The following is a 14,868-nucleotide window of genomic DNA, read 5'->3' as shown; positions in this document are numbered from 1 at the left end:
GGCCTGCACCGCGCCTGGAAGGCCTACACCGTGCTGGTGGCCAACGTCAAGGAGGGCTACCAGGTGCTGGACATCGCCGGCGGCACCGGCGACCTGGCSCTGGCYTTYKCCMMMAAGGTGGGCARSASCGGGCRKGTGGTGCACACCGACATCAACGAGGCCATGCTGCGCGAAGGCCGCAACCGGCTGCTGGACGCCGGCGTGAACCTGCCGACGCTGGTCTGCGACGCGGAGCACCTGCCTTTCCCCGATGCGAGCTTCGACGTGGTGACCGTGGCCTTCGGCCTGCGCAACATGACGCACAAGGAAGACGCGCTGCGCGAGATGAACCGCGTGCTCAAGCCCGGCGGCAAGCTGCTGGTGCTCGAATTTTCCAAGGTGGCCAAGCCGCTGGAAAAAATTTACGACTGGTATTCCTTCAAGGTCCTGCCCCGGCTGGGCAAGCTGGTGGCCAACGACGACTCAAGCTACCAGTACCTCGCCGAGTCCATCCGCATGCATCCGGGCCAGGAAGAACTTAAAGCCCTGATGCGCAAAGGTGGTTTCGGCCATGTGGACTATCACAACATGTCGGGCGGTGTGGTGGCATTGCATGTTGGAATCAAGTGCTGAGGCATTGAACCGCTGAATTGAAATTGAAGTGTTGAGTGTGATTAAGGAGACGATATGAAAACGAAAATCTGGTCCGCGATTCTTTCCACCGTGCTGGTCACGGCCATGGCCCTGGCAGGCACGTCGGCCGAGGCCAAGCGCCTGGCCGGCGGCAAGTCGATCGGCAAACAGTCGTCCAATGTCACACAACGTGAGGCGGCGCCGGGCGGCGCCAGCTCGGCCACCAATTCCGCCGCCAAGCCGGCCACGCCCGCCGCGGCGCCCGCGCAGGCGCCTAAACGCCCCTGGGGTGCAATGCTGGGCGGCCTGGCCGCGGGCCTGGGCCTGGCCTGGCTGGCTTCGTCGCTGGGCCTGGGCGGCGCCTTCGGCCAGATCATCATGTTCGCCCTGCTGGCGCTGGTGGTCATGGTGGTGATCGGTTTTGTCATGCGCAGGCTCAAGGGTGGGGCAGCCGCGACGCCCGGTGCGGCGTCCGGCCAGGCGCCATTCGCCTTCCAGGGCGCTGGCAATGCCACCACCCCGAAGAACTACAGCCCCGAGAACGTGGGCAACGATGCCTCCGCGCGCCCCTGGGAGCGCAGCAGCATGGCTTTCGACGCCAACAAATACGACGCGGCAGCACCTGCCGCAGGCGGCTCCATGATCGGCTCGGCCCTGCTGGGTTCGCAGTCCTGGGGCGTGCCAGCCGGGTTTGACGCCGAAGGCTTCCTCAAGGCCAGCAAGGCCAACTTTGYGACCTTGCAGGATGCCTGGGACCGCTCCGACATCCAGAGCCTGCGCGCCATGATGACCGACGACATGCTCGAGCAGATCAAGACCCAGCTCGCCGACCGCGAATCGCACACCGGCGGCCAGGTCAACAAGACCGAGGTCGTGATGCTGGACGCCCAACTGCTCGGCATCGAGGAACTGAGCGACGTCTACATGGCCAGCGTGGAGTTCTCCGGCATGATCCGCGAAGACGCCTCTGCAGGCGCCAGCCCCTTCCGCGAAGTCTGGAACATGACCAAGCCACGCAGCGGCGGTAGCGGCTGGTTGGTGGCTGGGGTCCAGGCTTTGCAATAAGCCCCCACGCTTTTCACTTCGTCTTCGACTTCGTGTAATTCGCGAGGCCTTGCAGGCCGCGGCTCGCGAGACGCTTCGCCTCTGTCGCCCGTCCAAGCCTGCGCAGGCAGGCTTGGAGCCGCGGGCTCCAGCCCCTCAGGGGCGCTGCGCCTGCTGCCCGGCAAAGTCGGTTCCGCGGCCCCGACTGGCAGATAAATAGGCTACTTACCTCGTCGGGCGTTTTATCCTGCAAAATCGGGGTCGTATGAACACTACGACCCCTTTTTCATTTCTGGAATCCATTGCCACCCGCTTTCAGCCGCCCACCTGGGTGGTCGATGAAGGGCAGCAACGGCTGGTGCTCTTCCTGAACCACGTCCTGATGCAGGAAAAGCAGGCCCAGGACCGCCTGCTGCGGCAAAAAGGGCGGGTGGTGCATCTGCGCTGGGGCCTGTTTTCGATCGACCTGGTGGTCACGCCGGCGGGCTTGGTGGACCGGGYGGGACCCGGCGCCACGCCGGATCTGACGCTGGCCGTCGCCACCGAATCGCCCCTGACGGTCATGCAATCCGTGCTGGCCGGCAAGCCGCCGCCGGTCAAGATCGAAGGCGATGTGCAGCTGGCGGCCGAACTCGGCTGGCTGGCGGAAAACCTGCGCTGGGATGCCGAAGAAGACCTGTCCCGCCTGATCGGCGATGCACCCGCGCATGCGGTGGCCGACGCCGGACGCCGCTTGTTTGAAGGACTCAAGCAGTTCCTGGCCAGGACGCCTCTGTCCCCGGCTCCTGTGTCATCCGGGGTTGCCAGCCCGGCGGCCCCCGCAAGCCCCGCGGCGGCAGGCGAGGGCGCCCCTGCCGCGAAGGCTTCTGCGTGACCCGGCTTTTCCGCGGCATCTTCATCGTCTGGACCGTGCTGCGGTTCGGGCTGGACGAACTGGTGTTGTCCAGTTTCGAGCGCCCCTGGATACGTCTGCTGACGCGCATTGTTTCAGTGGGACGCAACCTGAAGGCGCCGCGCGGCGAGCGCCTGCGCGAAGCCCTCGAAAGCCTGGGGCCCATCTTCGTCAAGTTCGGCCAGGTGATGTCCACTCGCCGCGACCTGCTGCCGCCCGACATCGCCGACGAACTGGCCCGCCTGCAGGACCGGGTGCCGCCCTTCGAATCGGCCGTGGCCGTCGCCATCATCGAAAAAGCCTTCGGCCGGCCGCTGGACCGGATTTTTGCGAGTTTCGAGCAGACGCCGGTGGCCAGCGCCTCCATCGCCCAGGTGCACTTCGCCACCCTGCCGAACGGCCGCGAAGTCGCTGTCAAGGTGCTGCGGCCCAACATGCTGCCCGCCATTGAAAAAGACCTGGCGCTGATGCATATGATGGCCGGCTGGATAGAAAGCGCCTCGGCCGACGGCAAGCGCCTCAAGCCCCGCGAGGTGGTCGCCGAATTTGATAAATACCTGCACGACGAACTGGACCTGCTGCGCGAGGCGGCCAATGCGGCCCAGTTGCGTCGCAACATGCAGGACATTGACCTGGTCATGATCCCCGAGATGGTCTGGGACTTCTGCATGCCCGACGTGATGGTGATGGAGCGCATGAAAGGCGTTCCCATCAGCCAGGCCCAGCGTCTGCGCGATGCCGGTGTGGACATGAAAAAACTGGCGCGCGACGGCGTCACCATCTTTTTCACCCAGGTGTTCCGCGACGGCTTTTTCCATGCCGACATGCACCCGGGCAACATCCAGGTGAGCCTGGCGCCGGCAACCTTCGGCCGTTACATCTCGCTGGACTTCGGGATCGTGGGCACGCTGACCGAGGTCGACAAGGAATACCTGGCGCAGAACTTCAGCGCCTTTTTCCAGCGCGACTACAAACGCGTGGCCGAGCTGCACCTCGAGTCCGGCTGGGTGCCCCCCGAAACGCGGGTCGACGAGCTGGAAGCCGCCATCCGCGCCTGCTGTGAACCCTATTTCGACCGGCCCCTGCGGGAAATCTCGCTGGGACTGGTGCTGATGCGGCTGTTCCAGACCTCGCGGCGCTTTCACGTTGAAATCCAGCCCCAACTGGTGCTGCTGCAGAAAACCCTGCTCAACATCGAAGGCCTGGGGCGGGAACTGGACCCCGACCTGGACCTCTGGAGCACCGCCAAGCCGTTTCTCGAAAAATGGATGCTGGAGCAGGTGGGCCCCGAAAAACTGCTGGCGCAGCTCAAGGCCGAGGCGCCGGCCTATGCCAAGCTGCTGCCGGGCCTGCCGCGCCTGCTGTCGCAATACCTTAAATCCCCGCCCGGCCTGCATCGCCGCGAAATCGAGGAACTGCTGTACGAGCAAAAACGCACCAACAAGCTGCTGCAAAGCGTGATTTATGGCGGACTGGGCTTTGTTTTGGCGTTGGTCACCATACAAGTCGTGCAGGTGCTGCGGTTCCGCTTGTTCTGAGCTTGACGGGCCCCTCAACGGCCTATAATTGAAGGCTTTGCATCTGGGTGCCTTTTTCGGGCAATCCAGGCGAATTTCCCCGGGTATTCCTCGGAATACCCCTCTCAAAGCCTTAAGCACTATGCCAATCTACGCCTATAAATGCGAGTCCTGTGGGCATGCCAAGGACGTCCTGCAAAAAATCTCCGATGCGCCGCTCACGGTGTGTCCGCAATGCGGCGCACCCGCGTTCAAGAAGCAGGTCACGGCCGCGGGTTTCCAGCTCAAGGGCTCGGGCTGGTACGTGACGGACTTCCGCGGCGGCAACAGCACGGGCGGCGCGCCCGCGCCCAAGACCGACAGCGGCGAAACGGGCGCGGCTAAAGGCGCCGACAGCAAACCAGCCGATTCCGGCACAGCCGCGCCGGCAAGCGCCGCCGCAGCCCCTGCTTCCGCGCCGGCCGCGCCCGCCAAGGCTCCGGCCGGCGATTCTTCCTCCAAATCGTCTTCGTGATGGCTTCAATCCGCCGATGGCTTCTGGCCGGACTGCTGGTGCTGGTTCCCCTGGCGATCACGCTGTGGGTGCTCGACTGGATCGTCGGCACGCTGGACCAGACGCTGCTGATCCTGCCGGGCTCCTGGCATCCCGACAAGCTGCTGGGTTTTCACATCCCGGGTTTCGGCGTGCTGCTTACGCTGCTGATCGTGCTGCTGATGGGCGCCATTGCCAGCAACTTCTTCGGCAAAAAGCTGGTGCGCTGGGGCAATTCCTTCCTGAGCCGCATTCCCATCGTCCGCTCTATTTATTCCAGCGTGAAGCAGGTCTCCGACACGGTGTTTTCGGAGAACGGCRACGCTTTCCGCAAGGCGCTGCTGGTGCAATGGCCGCGTGAAGGCGTCTGGACCATAGGCTTTCTCACCGGCACGCCCGGCGGCGATGTCGTCAACCACCTGCAGGGCGACTACCTGAGCGTTTACGTCCCGACCACGCCCAACCCCACCGGCGGCTACTTCGTGATGCTGAAAAAAAGCGATTGCATCGAGCTCAAGATGAGCGTCGATGAAGCCCTGACCTATGTGATTTCCATGGGTGTCGTGGTGCCCGCAAAACCTGCGCCGCTGCCCGCGACCCTGCCCCTGACCCCTCCCCTTTAAACGGCGAAAACTGCCCCAAAGGCGCTGAAAGTTCGAGTATTTTTATGGCCATCGTTTCCCAAATGCGTTCCAACTATTGCGGTCTGGTGACCGAGAGCCTCATGGGCCAAACCGTGAGCCTGTGCGGCTGGGTGAACCGCCGCCGCGACCACGGCGGCGTGATCTTCATCGACCTACGCGATCGCGAAGGTTATGTGCAGGTGGTCTGCGACCCTGACCGCGCCGACATGTTCAAGACCGCCGAAGGCGTGCGCAACGAATTCTGCGTGCAGGTCAAAGGCGTGGTGCGGGCCCGTCCCGAAGGCACGACCAACGACAACCTCAAGAGCGGCAAGGTCGAGGTGCTGTGCCACGAACTGATCGTGCTGAACCCCAGCGTGACGCCGCCCTTCCAGCTTGACGACGACAACCTGTCGGAGACGACGCGCCTCACGCACCGCGTGCTGGACCTGCGCCGCCCCTACATGCAGAACAACCTGATGCTGCGCTACCGCGTGTCCATGGAAACGCGCAAGTTCCTCGACGCCAACGGTTTCATCGACATCGAGACCCCGATGCTGACCAAGAGCACGCCCGAGGGCGCACGTGATTACCTGGTGCCCAGCCGCGTCAACGAAGGCATGTTCTTCGCGCTGCCGCAAAGCCCGCAGCTGTTCAAGCAGCTGCTCATGGTGGCCGGCTTCGACCGCTACTACCAGATCACCAAGTGCTTCCGCGACGAAGACCTGCGCGCCGACCGCCAGCCCGAATTCACGCAGATCGATATCGAAACGTCCTTCATGGGCGAACAGGACATCCGCGACCTGTTCCAGGGCATGATCAGCAACATCTTCAAGACCGTGCTGGCCACAGACCTGGGCGAGTTCCCCGTCATGGCCTATGCCGACGCCATGCACCGCTTCGGCTCCGACAAGCCCGACCTGCGCGTGAACCTGGAATTCACCGAGCTGACCGACGTCATGGCCGCCGTGGACTTCAAGGTCTTCAGCGCACCGGCCACGGCCGTGGGCGGCCGCGTGGTGGCCCTGCGCGTTCCCGGCGGCTCCGAGATGAGCCGCGGCGAGATCGACGGCTACACCGAGTTCGTGAAAATCTACGGCGCCAAGGGCCTGGCCTGGATCAAGGTCAACGACGTGAGCAAGGGCCGCGAGGGCCTGCAAAGCCCCATCGTCAAGAACCTGCACGACGCGGCCATCGCCGAAATCCTCAAGCGCACCGGCGCGCAGAACAACGACATCCTGTTCTTCGGCGCCGACAAGGCCAAGATCGTCAACGACAGCATAGGCGCGCTGCGCCTGAAGGTCGGCCATAGCGACTTCGGCAAGAAGACCGGCCTTTTCACCAAGGGCTGGAAGCCGCTGTGGGTAGTGGACTTCCCGATGTTCGAATTCGACGAGGACGGCCAGCGCTGGAGCGCCGTGCACCACCCCTTCACCGCRCCCAAGGMCGGACACGAGGACTGGATGGACACCGACCCCGGCCGCTGCATCGCCAAGGCCTACGACATGGTGCTCAACGGCTGGGAGCTGGGCGGCGGTTCGGTCCGTATCCACCGCGCCGAAGTCCAGAGCAAGGTGTTCAGCGCCCTGAAGATCGGCCCTGAAGAAGCGCAAGAGAAATTCGGCTTCCTGCTGGACGCGCTGCAGTACGGCGCGCCGCCGCACGGCGGCCTGGCTTTCGGCCTGGATCGCATCGTCACCATGATGACGGGCGCCGAGTCCATTCGCGACGTGATCGCTTTCCCGAAAACCCAGCGCGCGCAGGATCTGCTCACGCATGCGCCCAGCCCGGTGGACGAAAAGCAATTGCGCGAACTGCACATCCGCTTGCGCAATCCCCAGCCGGTCTAATGTGGCCCCCACGGTCTCTCACTGCGTGTAGTTCCCTGCCCCCCGAGGGGGCCGCTGCGCCTGCGGCCCGGCAAAGCCGGTTCCGCGGCCCCTGTTGGTCTATGGCTTTACCTTTCGTTCGCCCTGTGGCTCGGCGGAAAAAGTGTGGCGTTCAGGGCTAGCTTGAAAGCCTTCAAGATCCCCGAATCGGTGCTGGTGGTCATCCACACACCGCAACGCGAGGTGCTGCTGATAGAGCGCGCCGACAACCCCGGTTTCTGGCAAAGCGTCACGGGGTCCAAAGACACGGTGGATGAGCCCTTGCTGGAAACAGCGATGCGCGAGGTACTGGAAGAGACCGGCATCACAGCCGCTGCCTCGCAGTTTCTCGACTGGGGCTTGTCCAATGTGTATGAGATCTACCCCGTCTGGCGGCACAGGTACGCAGCCGGCGTCACCCGCAACACCGAACATGTCTTCAGCCTGTGCGTACCGGATGCCTGCGAGGTGAGGCTCAATCCCGCGGAGCACACCACCTGGCGATGGCTGCCGCACCACGAGGCCGCCGACCTGTGCTTTTCACCCTCGAACGCCGAAGCGGTGCTGCTGCTGCCGACATTCATGGCGTGAGCAACGCGGCGCGGCAGGCGCAACACTTTGTGAGTTGGCGTTTCATGGGATTGGCAAACACCGGCCGCTCGGTTTAAATGGGCTGGACCTCACGCCCATCTCCACCCACTCGCAAGGACGACCGCCACCGGCCATGCTGTACCCATTTCACAAGACCGGCGAGCTGCAACTGCTGCAAGGCGGGCGGGAATATTTTCCCGCCTTGATCCGGGCACTTGACGCGGCGCAGACCTGGATACAGCTGGAAACCTATATTTTCGATTTTCACGGCGCCGGGGCCGGGGTCGCCGAGGCGCTGGTGCGCGCGGCCGGCCGCGGCGTGACGGTCCAGGTGCTGGTGGACGGCATAGGCACCAACCCCCTGCCGCCGCAGTGGCGAGAAAAATTCGCGGAGGCCAAAGTCGAGTGGTTTGTCTATTCGCCCCTGGGGACGGGCCTGCGCGGCCTGGGCCTGCTGCTTCCGGAGCGCTGGCGTAGGTTGCATCGCAAGCTCTGCGTGGTGGACCAGCACACGTTATTTTGCGGCGGCATCAATGTGCTCGACGATTTTTACGACCCCAACCATGGCGAGCTTCAGGCGCCGCGTGTCGATTTCGCCGTGTCCGCCACCGGGCCGCTGGCGCGGGAAGCCGCCGATGCCATGGCGCTGCTGTGGTGGCGCGTGCAGGCGGGTTACAGCGCGCGGCAGCGGCACATGACCGCGGCGTGGGAGACGTTCAAGGCGGCGGGCTACGGCGGACGCACCCAGGCCGAGCCCTCTGTCGCAGGCAATAGCGCCGGCGCCACCGGTCCTCGGGCGGCGCTGGTGCTGCGCGACAACCTGCGCAACCGCAGCAGCATAGAGCGCGCCTACCGCAAGGCCATCGGCAAGGCGCACCGCGAAATCATCATTGCCAACGCCTACTTCCTGCCGGGCGGCAAGCTGCGGCGCGCCCTGATCGGGGCCGCGCGGCGCGGCGTGCGCGTGACGCTGCTGCTGCAGGGACGCTACGAGTACTTCATGCAGTACCACGCGGCCCGGCCTGTCTACGGTGCCTTGCTGGAGGCCGGCGTGGAAATCCATGAATACGAGGCCGGCTTTCTGCATGCCAAGGTGGCCGTGGTGGACGGGCATTGGGCCACCGTGGGTTCGTCCAACCTCGATCCGCTGAGCCTGCTGCTGGCCCGCGAAGCCAATGTGGTGGTCGAGGACAAGGCCTTTGCCGAAGGGCTGGCGGCCATCCTGCGCGAGGCCATGCTGACCCAGGGGCGGCGCATGGAGCCGGCCGCCCACAGCCACCGCCCCCTGGGCCAGCGCCTGCGGGGCTGGGTGGCTTACGCGCTGGTGCGGCTTGCGCTGCTGGTGGCCGGCCAGCGTTATTGAGGCCTTGAGGCCGCGCTGCCTCTAACAGCTATCAAATTGATAGCTGCTTGTGCCCATGTGGAAAGGGAGAAATGCCAAAGACCCTGTCAAATTCCGGACAAGACGGCACAGGGTCAGGCTGGTAATATCTGGCATGCTTATGAAATCCGACACGCCCCCCCAGGACGCGACCGGCGAGGGTACGCCTGTCTCCGTCAAGATCCGCGAACGGCTCGCCCTGGCGCGCAAGCGCTTTCACGCCAATGACAACATCGCCCAGTTCATCCAGCCCGGAGAGCTCGAAAAACTGCTGGACGAGGTCGAGGTCAAGATGCAGGGTGTGCTCGACAGCCTGGTGATAGACACCGCCGGCGACCACAACACCAACAACACGGCGCGGCGCGTGGCCAAGATGTACCTCAACGAGGTGTTCAAGGGCCGCTATGTGCAGCCCCCCACGATCACCGAATTTCCCAATGCCGAGCACCTCAATGAGCTCATGATCGTCGGGCCCATCACGGTGCGCAGCGCCTGCWSCCACCAYTTCTGCCCGGTCATCGGCAAGATCTGGATMGGCGTSMTGCCCAATGAACACACCAATGTGATCGGCCTCTCAAAATATGCGCGCCTGGCCGAATGGGTCATGGGCCGCCCGCAAATCCAGGAAGAGGCCGTGGTGCAACTGGCCGACCTCATCATGGAAAAAACCCAGCCCGACGGCCTGGCCATCGTGATGGAGGCCAGCCATTACTGCATGGCCTGGCGCGGCGTGAAAGACATGGACAGCAAGATGATCAACTCGGTGATGCGCGGCGTGTTCTTGAAGGACTYGACCTTGCGCCGCGAATTCCTCGCACTGATTCCGCAGAAGGGCTAAAGATGTTGGTACGTTTACTTTATGCAAGCCGCGCGGTCGACACCAGCCCCGAAGCCATCGAGGGCATCCTGTCGCAGTCGCGCCAGCACAACCCGGCCACCGGCATCACCGGCATCCTTTGCTACGGCGGCGGCATCTTCCTGCAGGCCATCGAAGGCGGGCGCATGGCGGTCAGCGACCTGTTCGGCCATATCCAGCACGACGCACGCCACAAGGACGTGGTGCTGCTGCACTTCGAGGAAATCTCCGAGCGGCGTTTCGGCGGCTGGACCATGGGCCAGGTCAATCTCTCCAAGCTCAATCATTCCATCCTGCTGAAGTATTCCGAGAAAGCCGAGCTCGATCCCTATTCCGTTTCGGGCAAGGTTTCGTACGCGTTGCTCGAAGACCTGATGGCCACCGCCTCCATCTGCGGGCGCGTTTGAGCCTGGCGGCAGCGCCGGTGACAGGGCTGCTTCTGGGCTGCGATTTCTCCAGCAGCCCGAGCCGCCGCAAACCCATCGTGATGGCCACCGGCTCCGCCGCCGGCGGCCGCGTGCTGCTCGCGGGCCTGGAACGCATCGAGTCGCTGGACGGCTTCGAGCAATGGCTGCGCCGCGAACCCGCCTGGCTGGGTGCTTTTGATTTTCCCTTCGGCCTGCCGCGCGAACTGGTCGAGCAACTCGGCTGGCCCGGCCAATGGCCGGAGCTGATGCTGCACTATGCGGCCCTGAGCCGGCCCGACATCCGCACCGCCTTTGCCGCCTTTTGCGACGCGCGTCCCGCCGGGCGGAAATTTGCCCACCGCGCAGCCGACGGGCCGGCCGGTTCCAGCCCGTCGATGAAATGGGTCAACCCGCCGGTCGCCTACATGCTGCACGCCGGCGTGCCGCGGCTGCTGGCGGCCGGCGTGCACCTGCCCGGCTTGCACGAGGGTGACCTGAACCGCATCGCGCTGGAGGGCTACCCCGGCCTGCTGGCGCGCGAGGTGCTGGGCAGCCGCTCCTACAAAAGCGACGACAAGGCGAAACAGACGCCGGAACGGCTGATCGCGCGCAAAGACCTGATCACCGCGCTGGAAAACGGGCAAACCCGGCTGGGGCTGCGCCTCAAGGTCAGCCATGCCCAGCGCGATGCGCTGGCCGACGACGCCAGCGGCGACAGCCTGGACGCCGTGCTGTGCCTGATGCAGGCGGCCTGGGCCTTGCAGCAGGGCGCACCGCGCTATGGCTTGCCGCTCGAGATGGACCCGCTCGAAGGCTGGATCGTCACGGCCTGAGATCTGCGCGAAGGTGGGCGAACCGTACTGTTTGTTTGTCCAGTATATTCAAGACCCTTCCTTCCGCAGTTCACGGGCCTCTTCGGACAATGTCTTCCCTTTCACGCACCCTTGCCATGGCTGCATTGCTGGTCGCATGGCTTCTTCCGGCTCAAGCCTCTTCACCAGGCAAATCCTCGGCGCCGGCCTGGTCCGGTGTCGTCAGCTATGTGGTCGACGGCGATACCGTCAGGGTGCGGCCGCCCGGTGGCGGCAAGCCCATCAGCGTTCGCATCAACGGCATAGACGCACCGGAAATCTGCCAGGCCGGCGGCACCGCCTCCCGCGACGCGCTCATGCGCAAGCTGCTGGGCCAGCGCGTTGCGGTGCACGGCCGGCATCATGACGACTATGGCCGCCTGCTGGCGAAGATCACGCTCAAGGGCGAAGACACAGGCGGATGGATGGTGGCGCAGGGCCTGGCCTGGTCTTACCGCAGCCGCGGCAGCGCCGGCCCTTACGCCGTACAGCAGCGGCGCGCCAAGGCCGCGGGGCTGGGAATTTTTTCACCGTCGCACGCTGTGCCGCCTGTGTATCCGGCGCAGTTTCGCAAGCGGCACGGAAGCTGCCACTAGCCGCGCTCGCTGTCCTTTGTCCTACGGCTATTTCAGCCGGCGCCGATGCGCGGGAGCGAGCCCGCTGACTAGAGTGAATGTGCGCGAACGCTGCTTCGCCATCCTCCCAGCGCACCACCAGCCCAGGCCAGCGCACATTCCCAACAAGGAGCCATCATGATTCCAAGCCCTTTGAACCTTTCGCATGCGGGCTATGCCCTCCGTCCTGTAGCTGTCGTGGTTGCGCTTTCCGTGGCGATGGCCCTGTCGGCCTGCAACAAGCAGGATGACGGGAAAACCGCCGGCCAGCAACTCGATTCAGCCATTGCCAAAACCGAAGAGGCCGCCGCCAGGGCCAAGGCCAAGGCTGAAAGCGAAATGGCCAGTGCCGGCGCCGCGGTGAAGAACGCGACCCAGGGCGCCGAGGCTTCCGGCAAGGACATGGCCGCCAAGGCCGGGGAAAAAATCGATGACCTGACGATCACGACAACCGTGACCGCGGGGTTCGCGAAAGACCCCGACTTGAGCGTGCTCAAGATCAATGTGGACACCCGCAATGGAGCCGTGACCCTCAAAGGCTCCGCGCCCACGGAAACCGCCCGTGAAAAAGCCGCCACCGTGGCCAAAGAGGTCAAAGGCGTCAACTCGGTGGATAACAAACTGGTGGTGAAGGCAGCCGGCTAGTCCAGGCTTTCGGCATTATTCCGCCGGACACGAAAAAGGCAGGCCATGGGAAATCCCATGCCTGCCTTTTTCCAGCCGCCTCGCGGGCGGCCGGCCTTGCAAAACCGTTTACGGACGAACGACGATGTCGTTGCGCACGGCTTTCACGTTCTTCACGTTGCGGGCAATGTTTTCAGCCTGGGATTTTTCCGCACTGGATTTGGCAAAGCCGGACAGCTGGACCGTGCCGTTGAGCGTTTCCACCTTGATGGAGGAAGCCGCCACGGTTTTGTCCTCGACGAATTTCGCCTTCACGGAAGTCGTGATGGCGGCGTCGTCGACATAGGCGCCTGCGGACTCCTGACCACGCCCGACAGCGCAGCCGCTGCCAATGATGGTGATGCCTGCCAGAGCGGCGAATGCAATTGCGCGAGCGTATTTCATATTGTTTTCCTCTTCGGTTGATTTCAATGGTTTTGGTGCAGGGTTGAAAAAGCCTGCCGGTGGGCGGCACCACGCCCACCGGCCTGCGGTAACGGTTATTTCTCCAGCCAGTCCTTGAGTTCGTCGGCGTGCTCTTCCTCGTCGGCAAGAACGTCTTCGAGCATGCGTCGCGTCGTCGGGTCCTTGTCGCCGATCAGCGCGATCATCTGGCGGTAGGTCTCCACCGCGATGCGCTCGGCGACCAGGTTGACGCGCACCATGGTCTTCAGGTCGTTGGATTCGTCGTAGTCCGCGTGGCTGCGCTGCAGCAGCGTTCCGGGTGAGAAATCGGGTTCGCCTCCCAGCTGCACGATGCGCCTGGCGATGCGGTCCGCGTGCCCGGATTCTTCGTTGGCGTGCACCAGGAATTCGTCGGCGATGGGCGGAGACGACACGCCGCTGGCCATGAAGTAGTGGCGCTTGTAGCGCAGCACGCAGACCAGTTCCGTCGCGAGCGCGTCATTGAGCAGTTTTACGATGGCATCGCGGTGCGGCCCGTAGGCCGGCGTGATGGCGCCGTCGGCCAGGCTGTTGCGGGCCGCGTCCAGGCCGGTCTCGTCCAGCACAAGTTCGCCAGAAGCCGCTGTGGGGAGTTTGGAAATGACGGAGGAGTTCATGGGGGTGTCCTTTGAGTCTGTTCATTGCCTTGCGCGGGGCTGGACAGCATCGACAGCAAGGCGCCGGAGATCTCCGACGACTTGAGCGCGGCCAGCAGCACGCTGCCCAGCGACACCAGCCGCCAGGGCTTGAATGCCACGGCCGCCGCGCCCGCCACCGCGGCGATGCCCAGCAGCTGCAGGGGTTTTTCCCTGGCGTAATTGCCGAGCACCGGCCGCGCCAAGCTGAACGCGGCGCTCACGGGGTGGTGCTGCCACCAGGCGCCCAGCGCGTGTTTGATGAAGCCCCAGCTTCCGCCCCCGGCGTGTTCCGGATCTTCTTCACCATGCTGTCCGGATTGCTCCTGCTCATCGTGGGACAGCTTGTCGCGGCTCATGTGCCGGACGATGGCCTTGCGGCTGCTGGCCAGTCTTTCCTGCGGTGTTGGCTGGGTGAGCGATGTCATGGCGCGGTCTTCAGTACGGTGTTCACGCGGCCATGCGCAAGGCACGGGCGTCGCTGTCGATCTGCGCCTTCAGCTCGGGAAAGCGTTCCGTGGCGAAAGGCTTGCGCGCCCGCAGCATGGCAACGACAAGAATCGCCAGTGCGACGCCCGGCACCACCACCAGCGCCCAGTGGAACTGGTTGTGCAGCATTCCCAGCATCACGGCCGTGCCGGCCAGGCCCAGGAAGACAGCGGCCGCCACAACCGCCACGGCCCAGGCCACCACGCGCGCCACCACCTCCGAGCCGGCTTCGGAAGCTTCTTCCTGGAACAGCGCCGCGTAGGCCGACAAATGGTCCACGACCAGGTCGGGCCGCTGCACGATGGTGGAGAAAAGAGGGTGGAGCATGGGCGGGATGGTCTTGGTGGCGGCGATGACTCAATAACGGTCGTGGTTGCGGTGGCGTGCCGAGGAAATCAGCAGCGCGACACCGGCGCCCACCGCCGCGGCGATCAGCACGGAACGCAGCGGCTGGTCGGCGACGTAGCGCGAGGTGGCGCCTGCGGCATTGGACAGCGATCGCTGTGCGCGTTCCTTGGCTTCAGCGGCGAGGTCCAGGCTCTGGCGGGCCAGGTGCTGGGCCTTGGAGGCCAGCATGTCGACCACGGGGTCGACGCTGCCGCGCAGGTCGCGCACCTTGTTCTCGGCCTTGTCGAGGGCTTCGTTGGCGTAGCTGCGGGTGGTGCCCACGGCTTTCTCGGCGGTCTGCAGCAATTCATCGGAGGTTTGTCGTGCGGTGTTGGCGGCGGTCTGGGTGTTCATGGCAAATCCTTGGCGGGTTGAAGGGAGGAGTGAAAAGAAGAAGGGAAAACAAAAGCCGGGTCACCGGGTGACGCGGCTCATGCGGGGAAGCTCCGGTGAAAAACGCGG

At 64.4% G+C, this 14,868-nt stretch carries 19 protein-coding genes; 14 read left to right on the top strand and 5 right to left on the bottom strand.

The annotated features are described in order from the left end of the window. The 14 genes from AC1D1Y_RS18170 to AC1D1Y_RS18105 form a co-directional block, all read left to right on the top strand. Nucleotides 1–612, top strand: a 612-nt coding sequence (locus AC1D1Y_RS18170) for a class I SAM-dependent methyltransferase (protein WP_477683547.1), incomplete at its 5' end; no start/stop codon positions are given. A gap of 54 nt (nt 613–666) precedes the next feature. Continuing rightward, the gene (locus tag AC1D1Y_RS18165; RefSeq protein WP_477683546.1) at nt 667–1,677 is read left to right on the top strand and encodes a Tim44 domain-containing protein; all 1,011 of its coding nucleotides are present in this window, start codon (nt 667–669) and stop codon (nt 1,675–1,677) included. Between the two features lie 244 nt (nt 1,678–1,921). Then, nucleotides 1,922–2,530 carry a ubiquinone biosynthesis accessory factor UbiJ gene (locus AC1D1Y_RS18160; protein ID WP_477683545.1) on the top strand — a complete coding sequence of 203 codons (609 nt, stop codon included), beginning with the start codon at nt 1,922–1,924 and terminating at the stop codon, nt 2,528–2,530. Further along, the gene (gene ubiB, locus AC1D1Y_RS18155) at nt 2,527–4,086 is read left to right on the top strand and encodes a ubiquinone biosynthesis regulatory protein kinase UbiB (protein WP_477683544.1); all 1,560 of its coding nucleotides are present in this window, start codon (nt 2,527–2,529) and stop codon (nt 4,084–4,086) included. The genes AC1D1Y_RS18160 and ubiB overlap by 4 nt, the downstream gene beginning before the upstream one ends. A gap of 121 nt (nt 4,087–4,207) precedes the next feature. Beyond that, complete coding sequence (locus tag AC1D1Y_RS18150) at nt 4,208–4,579, top strand: FmdB family zinc ribbon protein (RefSeq protein WP_477683543.1); 372 nt, start codon at nt 4,208–4,210, stop codon at nt 4,577–4,579. Continuing rightward, nucleotides 4,579–5,220 (top strand): DUF502 domain-containing protein, encoded by a 642-nt coding sequence (locus AC1D1Y_RS18145; protein ID WP_477683542.1) that lies wholly within the window; start codon nt 4,579–4,581, stop codon nt 5,218–5,220. The genes AC1D1Y_RS18150 and AC1D1Y_RS18145 overlap by 1 nt, the downstream gene beginning before the upstream one ends. Before the next feature lie 44 nt (nt 5,221–5,264). Further along, nucleotides 5,265–7,070, top strand: a complete 1,806-nt coding sequence (gene aspS, locus AC1D1Y_RS18140; RefSeq protein ID WP_477683541.1) for an aspartate--tRNA ligase — start codon at nt 5,265–5,267, stop codon at nt 7,068–7,070. Nucleotides 7,071–7,232: 162 nt separating this feature from the next. Continuing rightward, nucleotides 7,233–7,679 (top strand): dihydroneopterin triphosphate diphosphatase, encoded by a 447-nt coding sequence (gene nudB, locus AC1D1Y_RS18135; RefSeq protein WP_477683540.1) that lies wholly within the window; start codon nt 7,233–7,235, stop codon nt 7,677–7,679. A gap of 133 nt (nt 7,680–7,812) precedes the next feature. Then, nucleotides 7,813–9,042, top strand: coding sequence for a cardiolipin synthase ClsB (gene clsB, locus AC1D1Y_RS18130; protein WP_477683539.1), 1,230 nt, complete (start codon nt 7,813–7,815; stop codon nt 9,040–9,042). Between the two features lie 133 nt (nt 9,043–9,175). After that, a complete protein-coding gene (folE, locus tag AC1D1Y_RS18125; RefSeq protein WP_477683538.1) occupies nt 9,176–9,898 on the top strand; it encodes a GTP cyclohydrolase I in 723 nt (240 codons plus the stop codon). A gap of 2 nt (nt 9,899–9,900) precedes the next feature. After that, complete coding sequence (locus AC1D1Y_RS18120) at nt 9,901–10,323, top strand: BLUF domain-containing protein (RefSeq protein WP_436157645.1); 423 nt, start codon at nt 9,901–9,903, stop codon at nt 10,321–10,323. A gap of 80 nt (nt 10,324–10,403) precedes the next feature. Beyond that, nucleotides 10,404–11,156 (top strand): DUF429 domain-containing protein, encoded by a 753-nt coding sequence (locus tag AC1D1Y_RS18115; RefSeq protein ID WP_477683549.1) that lies wholly within the window; start codon nt 10,404–10,406, stop codon nt 11,154–11,156. 116 nt (nt 11,157–11,272) lie between these two features. After that, entirely contained in the window at nt 11,273–11,770 is a 498-nt protein-coding gene (locus AC1D1Y_RS18110; RefSeq protein WP_477683537.1) for a thermonuclease family protein, read from the top strand. A 156-nt stretch (nt 11,771–11,926) separates the two neighbouring features. Further along, nucleotides 11,927–12,433, top strand: coding sequence for a BON domain-containing protein (locus AC1D1Y_RS18105; RefSeq protein WP_477683536.1), 507 nt, complete (start codon nt 11,927–11,929; stop codon nt 12,431–12,433). Between the two features lie 108 nt (nt 12,434–12,541). Here AC1D1Y_RS18105 and AC1D1Y_RS18100 read toward each other — a convergent pair whose 3' ends face one another. The 5 genes from AC1D1Y_RS18100 to AC1D1Y_RS18080 form a co-directional block, all read right to left on the bottom strand. Continuing rightward, a complete protein-coding gene (locus tag AC1D1Y_RS18100; RefSeq protein WP_477683535.1) occupies nt 12,542–12,856 on the bottom strand; it encodes a BON domain-containing protein in 315 nt (104 codons plus the stop codon). A gap of 95 nt (nt 12,857–12,951) precedes the next feature. Then, nucleotides 12,952–13,512, bottom strand: coding sequence for a ferritin-like domain-containing protein (locus AC1D1Y_RS18095; RefSeq protein ID WP_477652508.1), 561 nt, complete (start codon nt 13,510–13,512; stop codon nt 12,952–12,954). Continuing rightward, a complete protein-coding gene (locus tag AC1D1Y_RS18090) occupies nt 13,509–13,958 on the bottom strand; it encodes a hypothetical protein (RefSeq protein WP_477683534.1) in 450 nt (149 codons plus the stop codon). The genes AC1D1Y_RS18095 and AC1D1Y_RS18090 overlap by 4 nt, the downstream gene beginning before the upstream one ends. 22 nt (nt 13,959–13,980) lie before the next feature. Then, nucleotides 13,981–14,346, bottom strand: a complete 366-nt coding sequence (locus AC1D1Y_RS18085; protein WP_477652510.1) for a hypothetical protein — start codon at nt 14,344–14,346, stop codon at nt 13,981–13,983. A gap of 30 nt (nt 14,347–14,376) precedes the next feature. After that, nucleotides 14,377–14,760 (bottom strand): hypothetical protein, encoded by a 384-nt coding sequence (locus AC1D1Y_RS18080; RefSeq protein WP_477683533.1) that lies wholly within the window; start codon nt 14,758–14,760, stop codon nt 14,377–14,379. Nucleotides 14,761–14,868 lie beyond the last annotated feature (108 nt).

It is taken from the genome of Polaromonas sp. P1_G1, assembly GCF_056405595.1.
This window is presented reverse-complemented; position numbering and strand designations above follow the sequence as displayed.

Excerpts from the sequence above, each read along its gene's own strand:
- AC1D1Y_RS18150 (WP_477683543.1), top strand. The coding sequence starts at position 4,208 with ATGCCAATCTACGCCTATAAATGCGAGTCCTGTGGGCATGCCAAGGAC.
- clsB (WP_477683539.1), top strand. The coding sequence starts at position 7,813 with ATGCTGTACCCATTTCACAAGACCGGCGAGCTGCAACTGCTGCAAGGC.
- AC1D1Y_RS18120 (WP_436157645.1), top strand. The coding sequence starts at position 9,901 with ATGTTGGTACGTTTACTTTATGCAAGCCGCGCGGTCGACACCAGCCCC.
- AC1D1Y_RS18115 (WP_477683549.1), top strand. The coding sequence starts at position 10,404 with ATGGCCACCGGCTCCGCCGCCGGCGGCCGCGTGCTGCTCGCGGGCCTG.
- AC1D1Y_RS18110 (WP_477683537.1), top strand. The coding sequence starts at position 11,273 with ATGGCTGCATTGCTGGTCGCATGGCTTCTTCCGGCTCAAGCCTCTTCA.
- AC1D1Y_RS18105 (WP_477683536.1), top strand. The coding sequence starts at position 11,927 with ATGATTCCAAGCCCTTTGAACCTTTCGCATGCGGGCTATGCCCTCCGT.
- AC1D1Y_RS18100 (WP_477683535.1), bottom strand. The coding sequence starts at position 12,856 with ATGAAATACGCTCGCGCAATTGCATTCGCCGCTCTGGCAGGCATCACC.
- AC1D1Y_RS18095 (WP_477652508.1), bottom strand. The coding sequence starts at position 13,512 with ATGAACTCCTCCGTCATTTCCAAACTCCCCACAGCGGCTTCTGGCGAA.
- AC1D1Y_RS18090 (WP_477683534.1), bottom strand. The coding sequence starts at position 13,958 with ATGACATCGCTCACCCAGCCAACACCGCAGGAAAGACTGGCCAGCAGC.
- AC1D1Y_RS18085 (WP_477652510.1), bottom strand. The coding sequence starts at position 14,346 with ATGCTCCACCCTCTTTTCTCCACCATCGTGCAGCGGCCCGACCTGGTC.
- AC1D1Y_RS18080 (WP_477683533.1), bottom strand. The coding sequence starts at position 14,760 with ATGAACACCCAGACCGCCGCCAACACCGCACGACAAACCTCCGATGAA.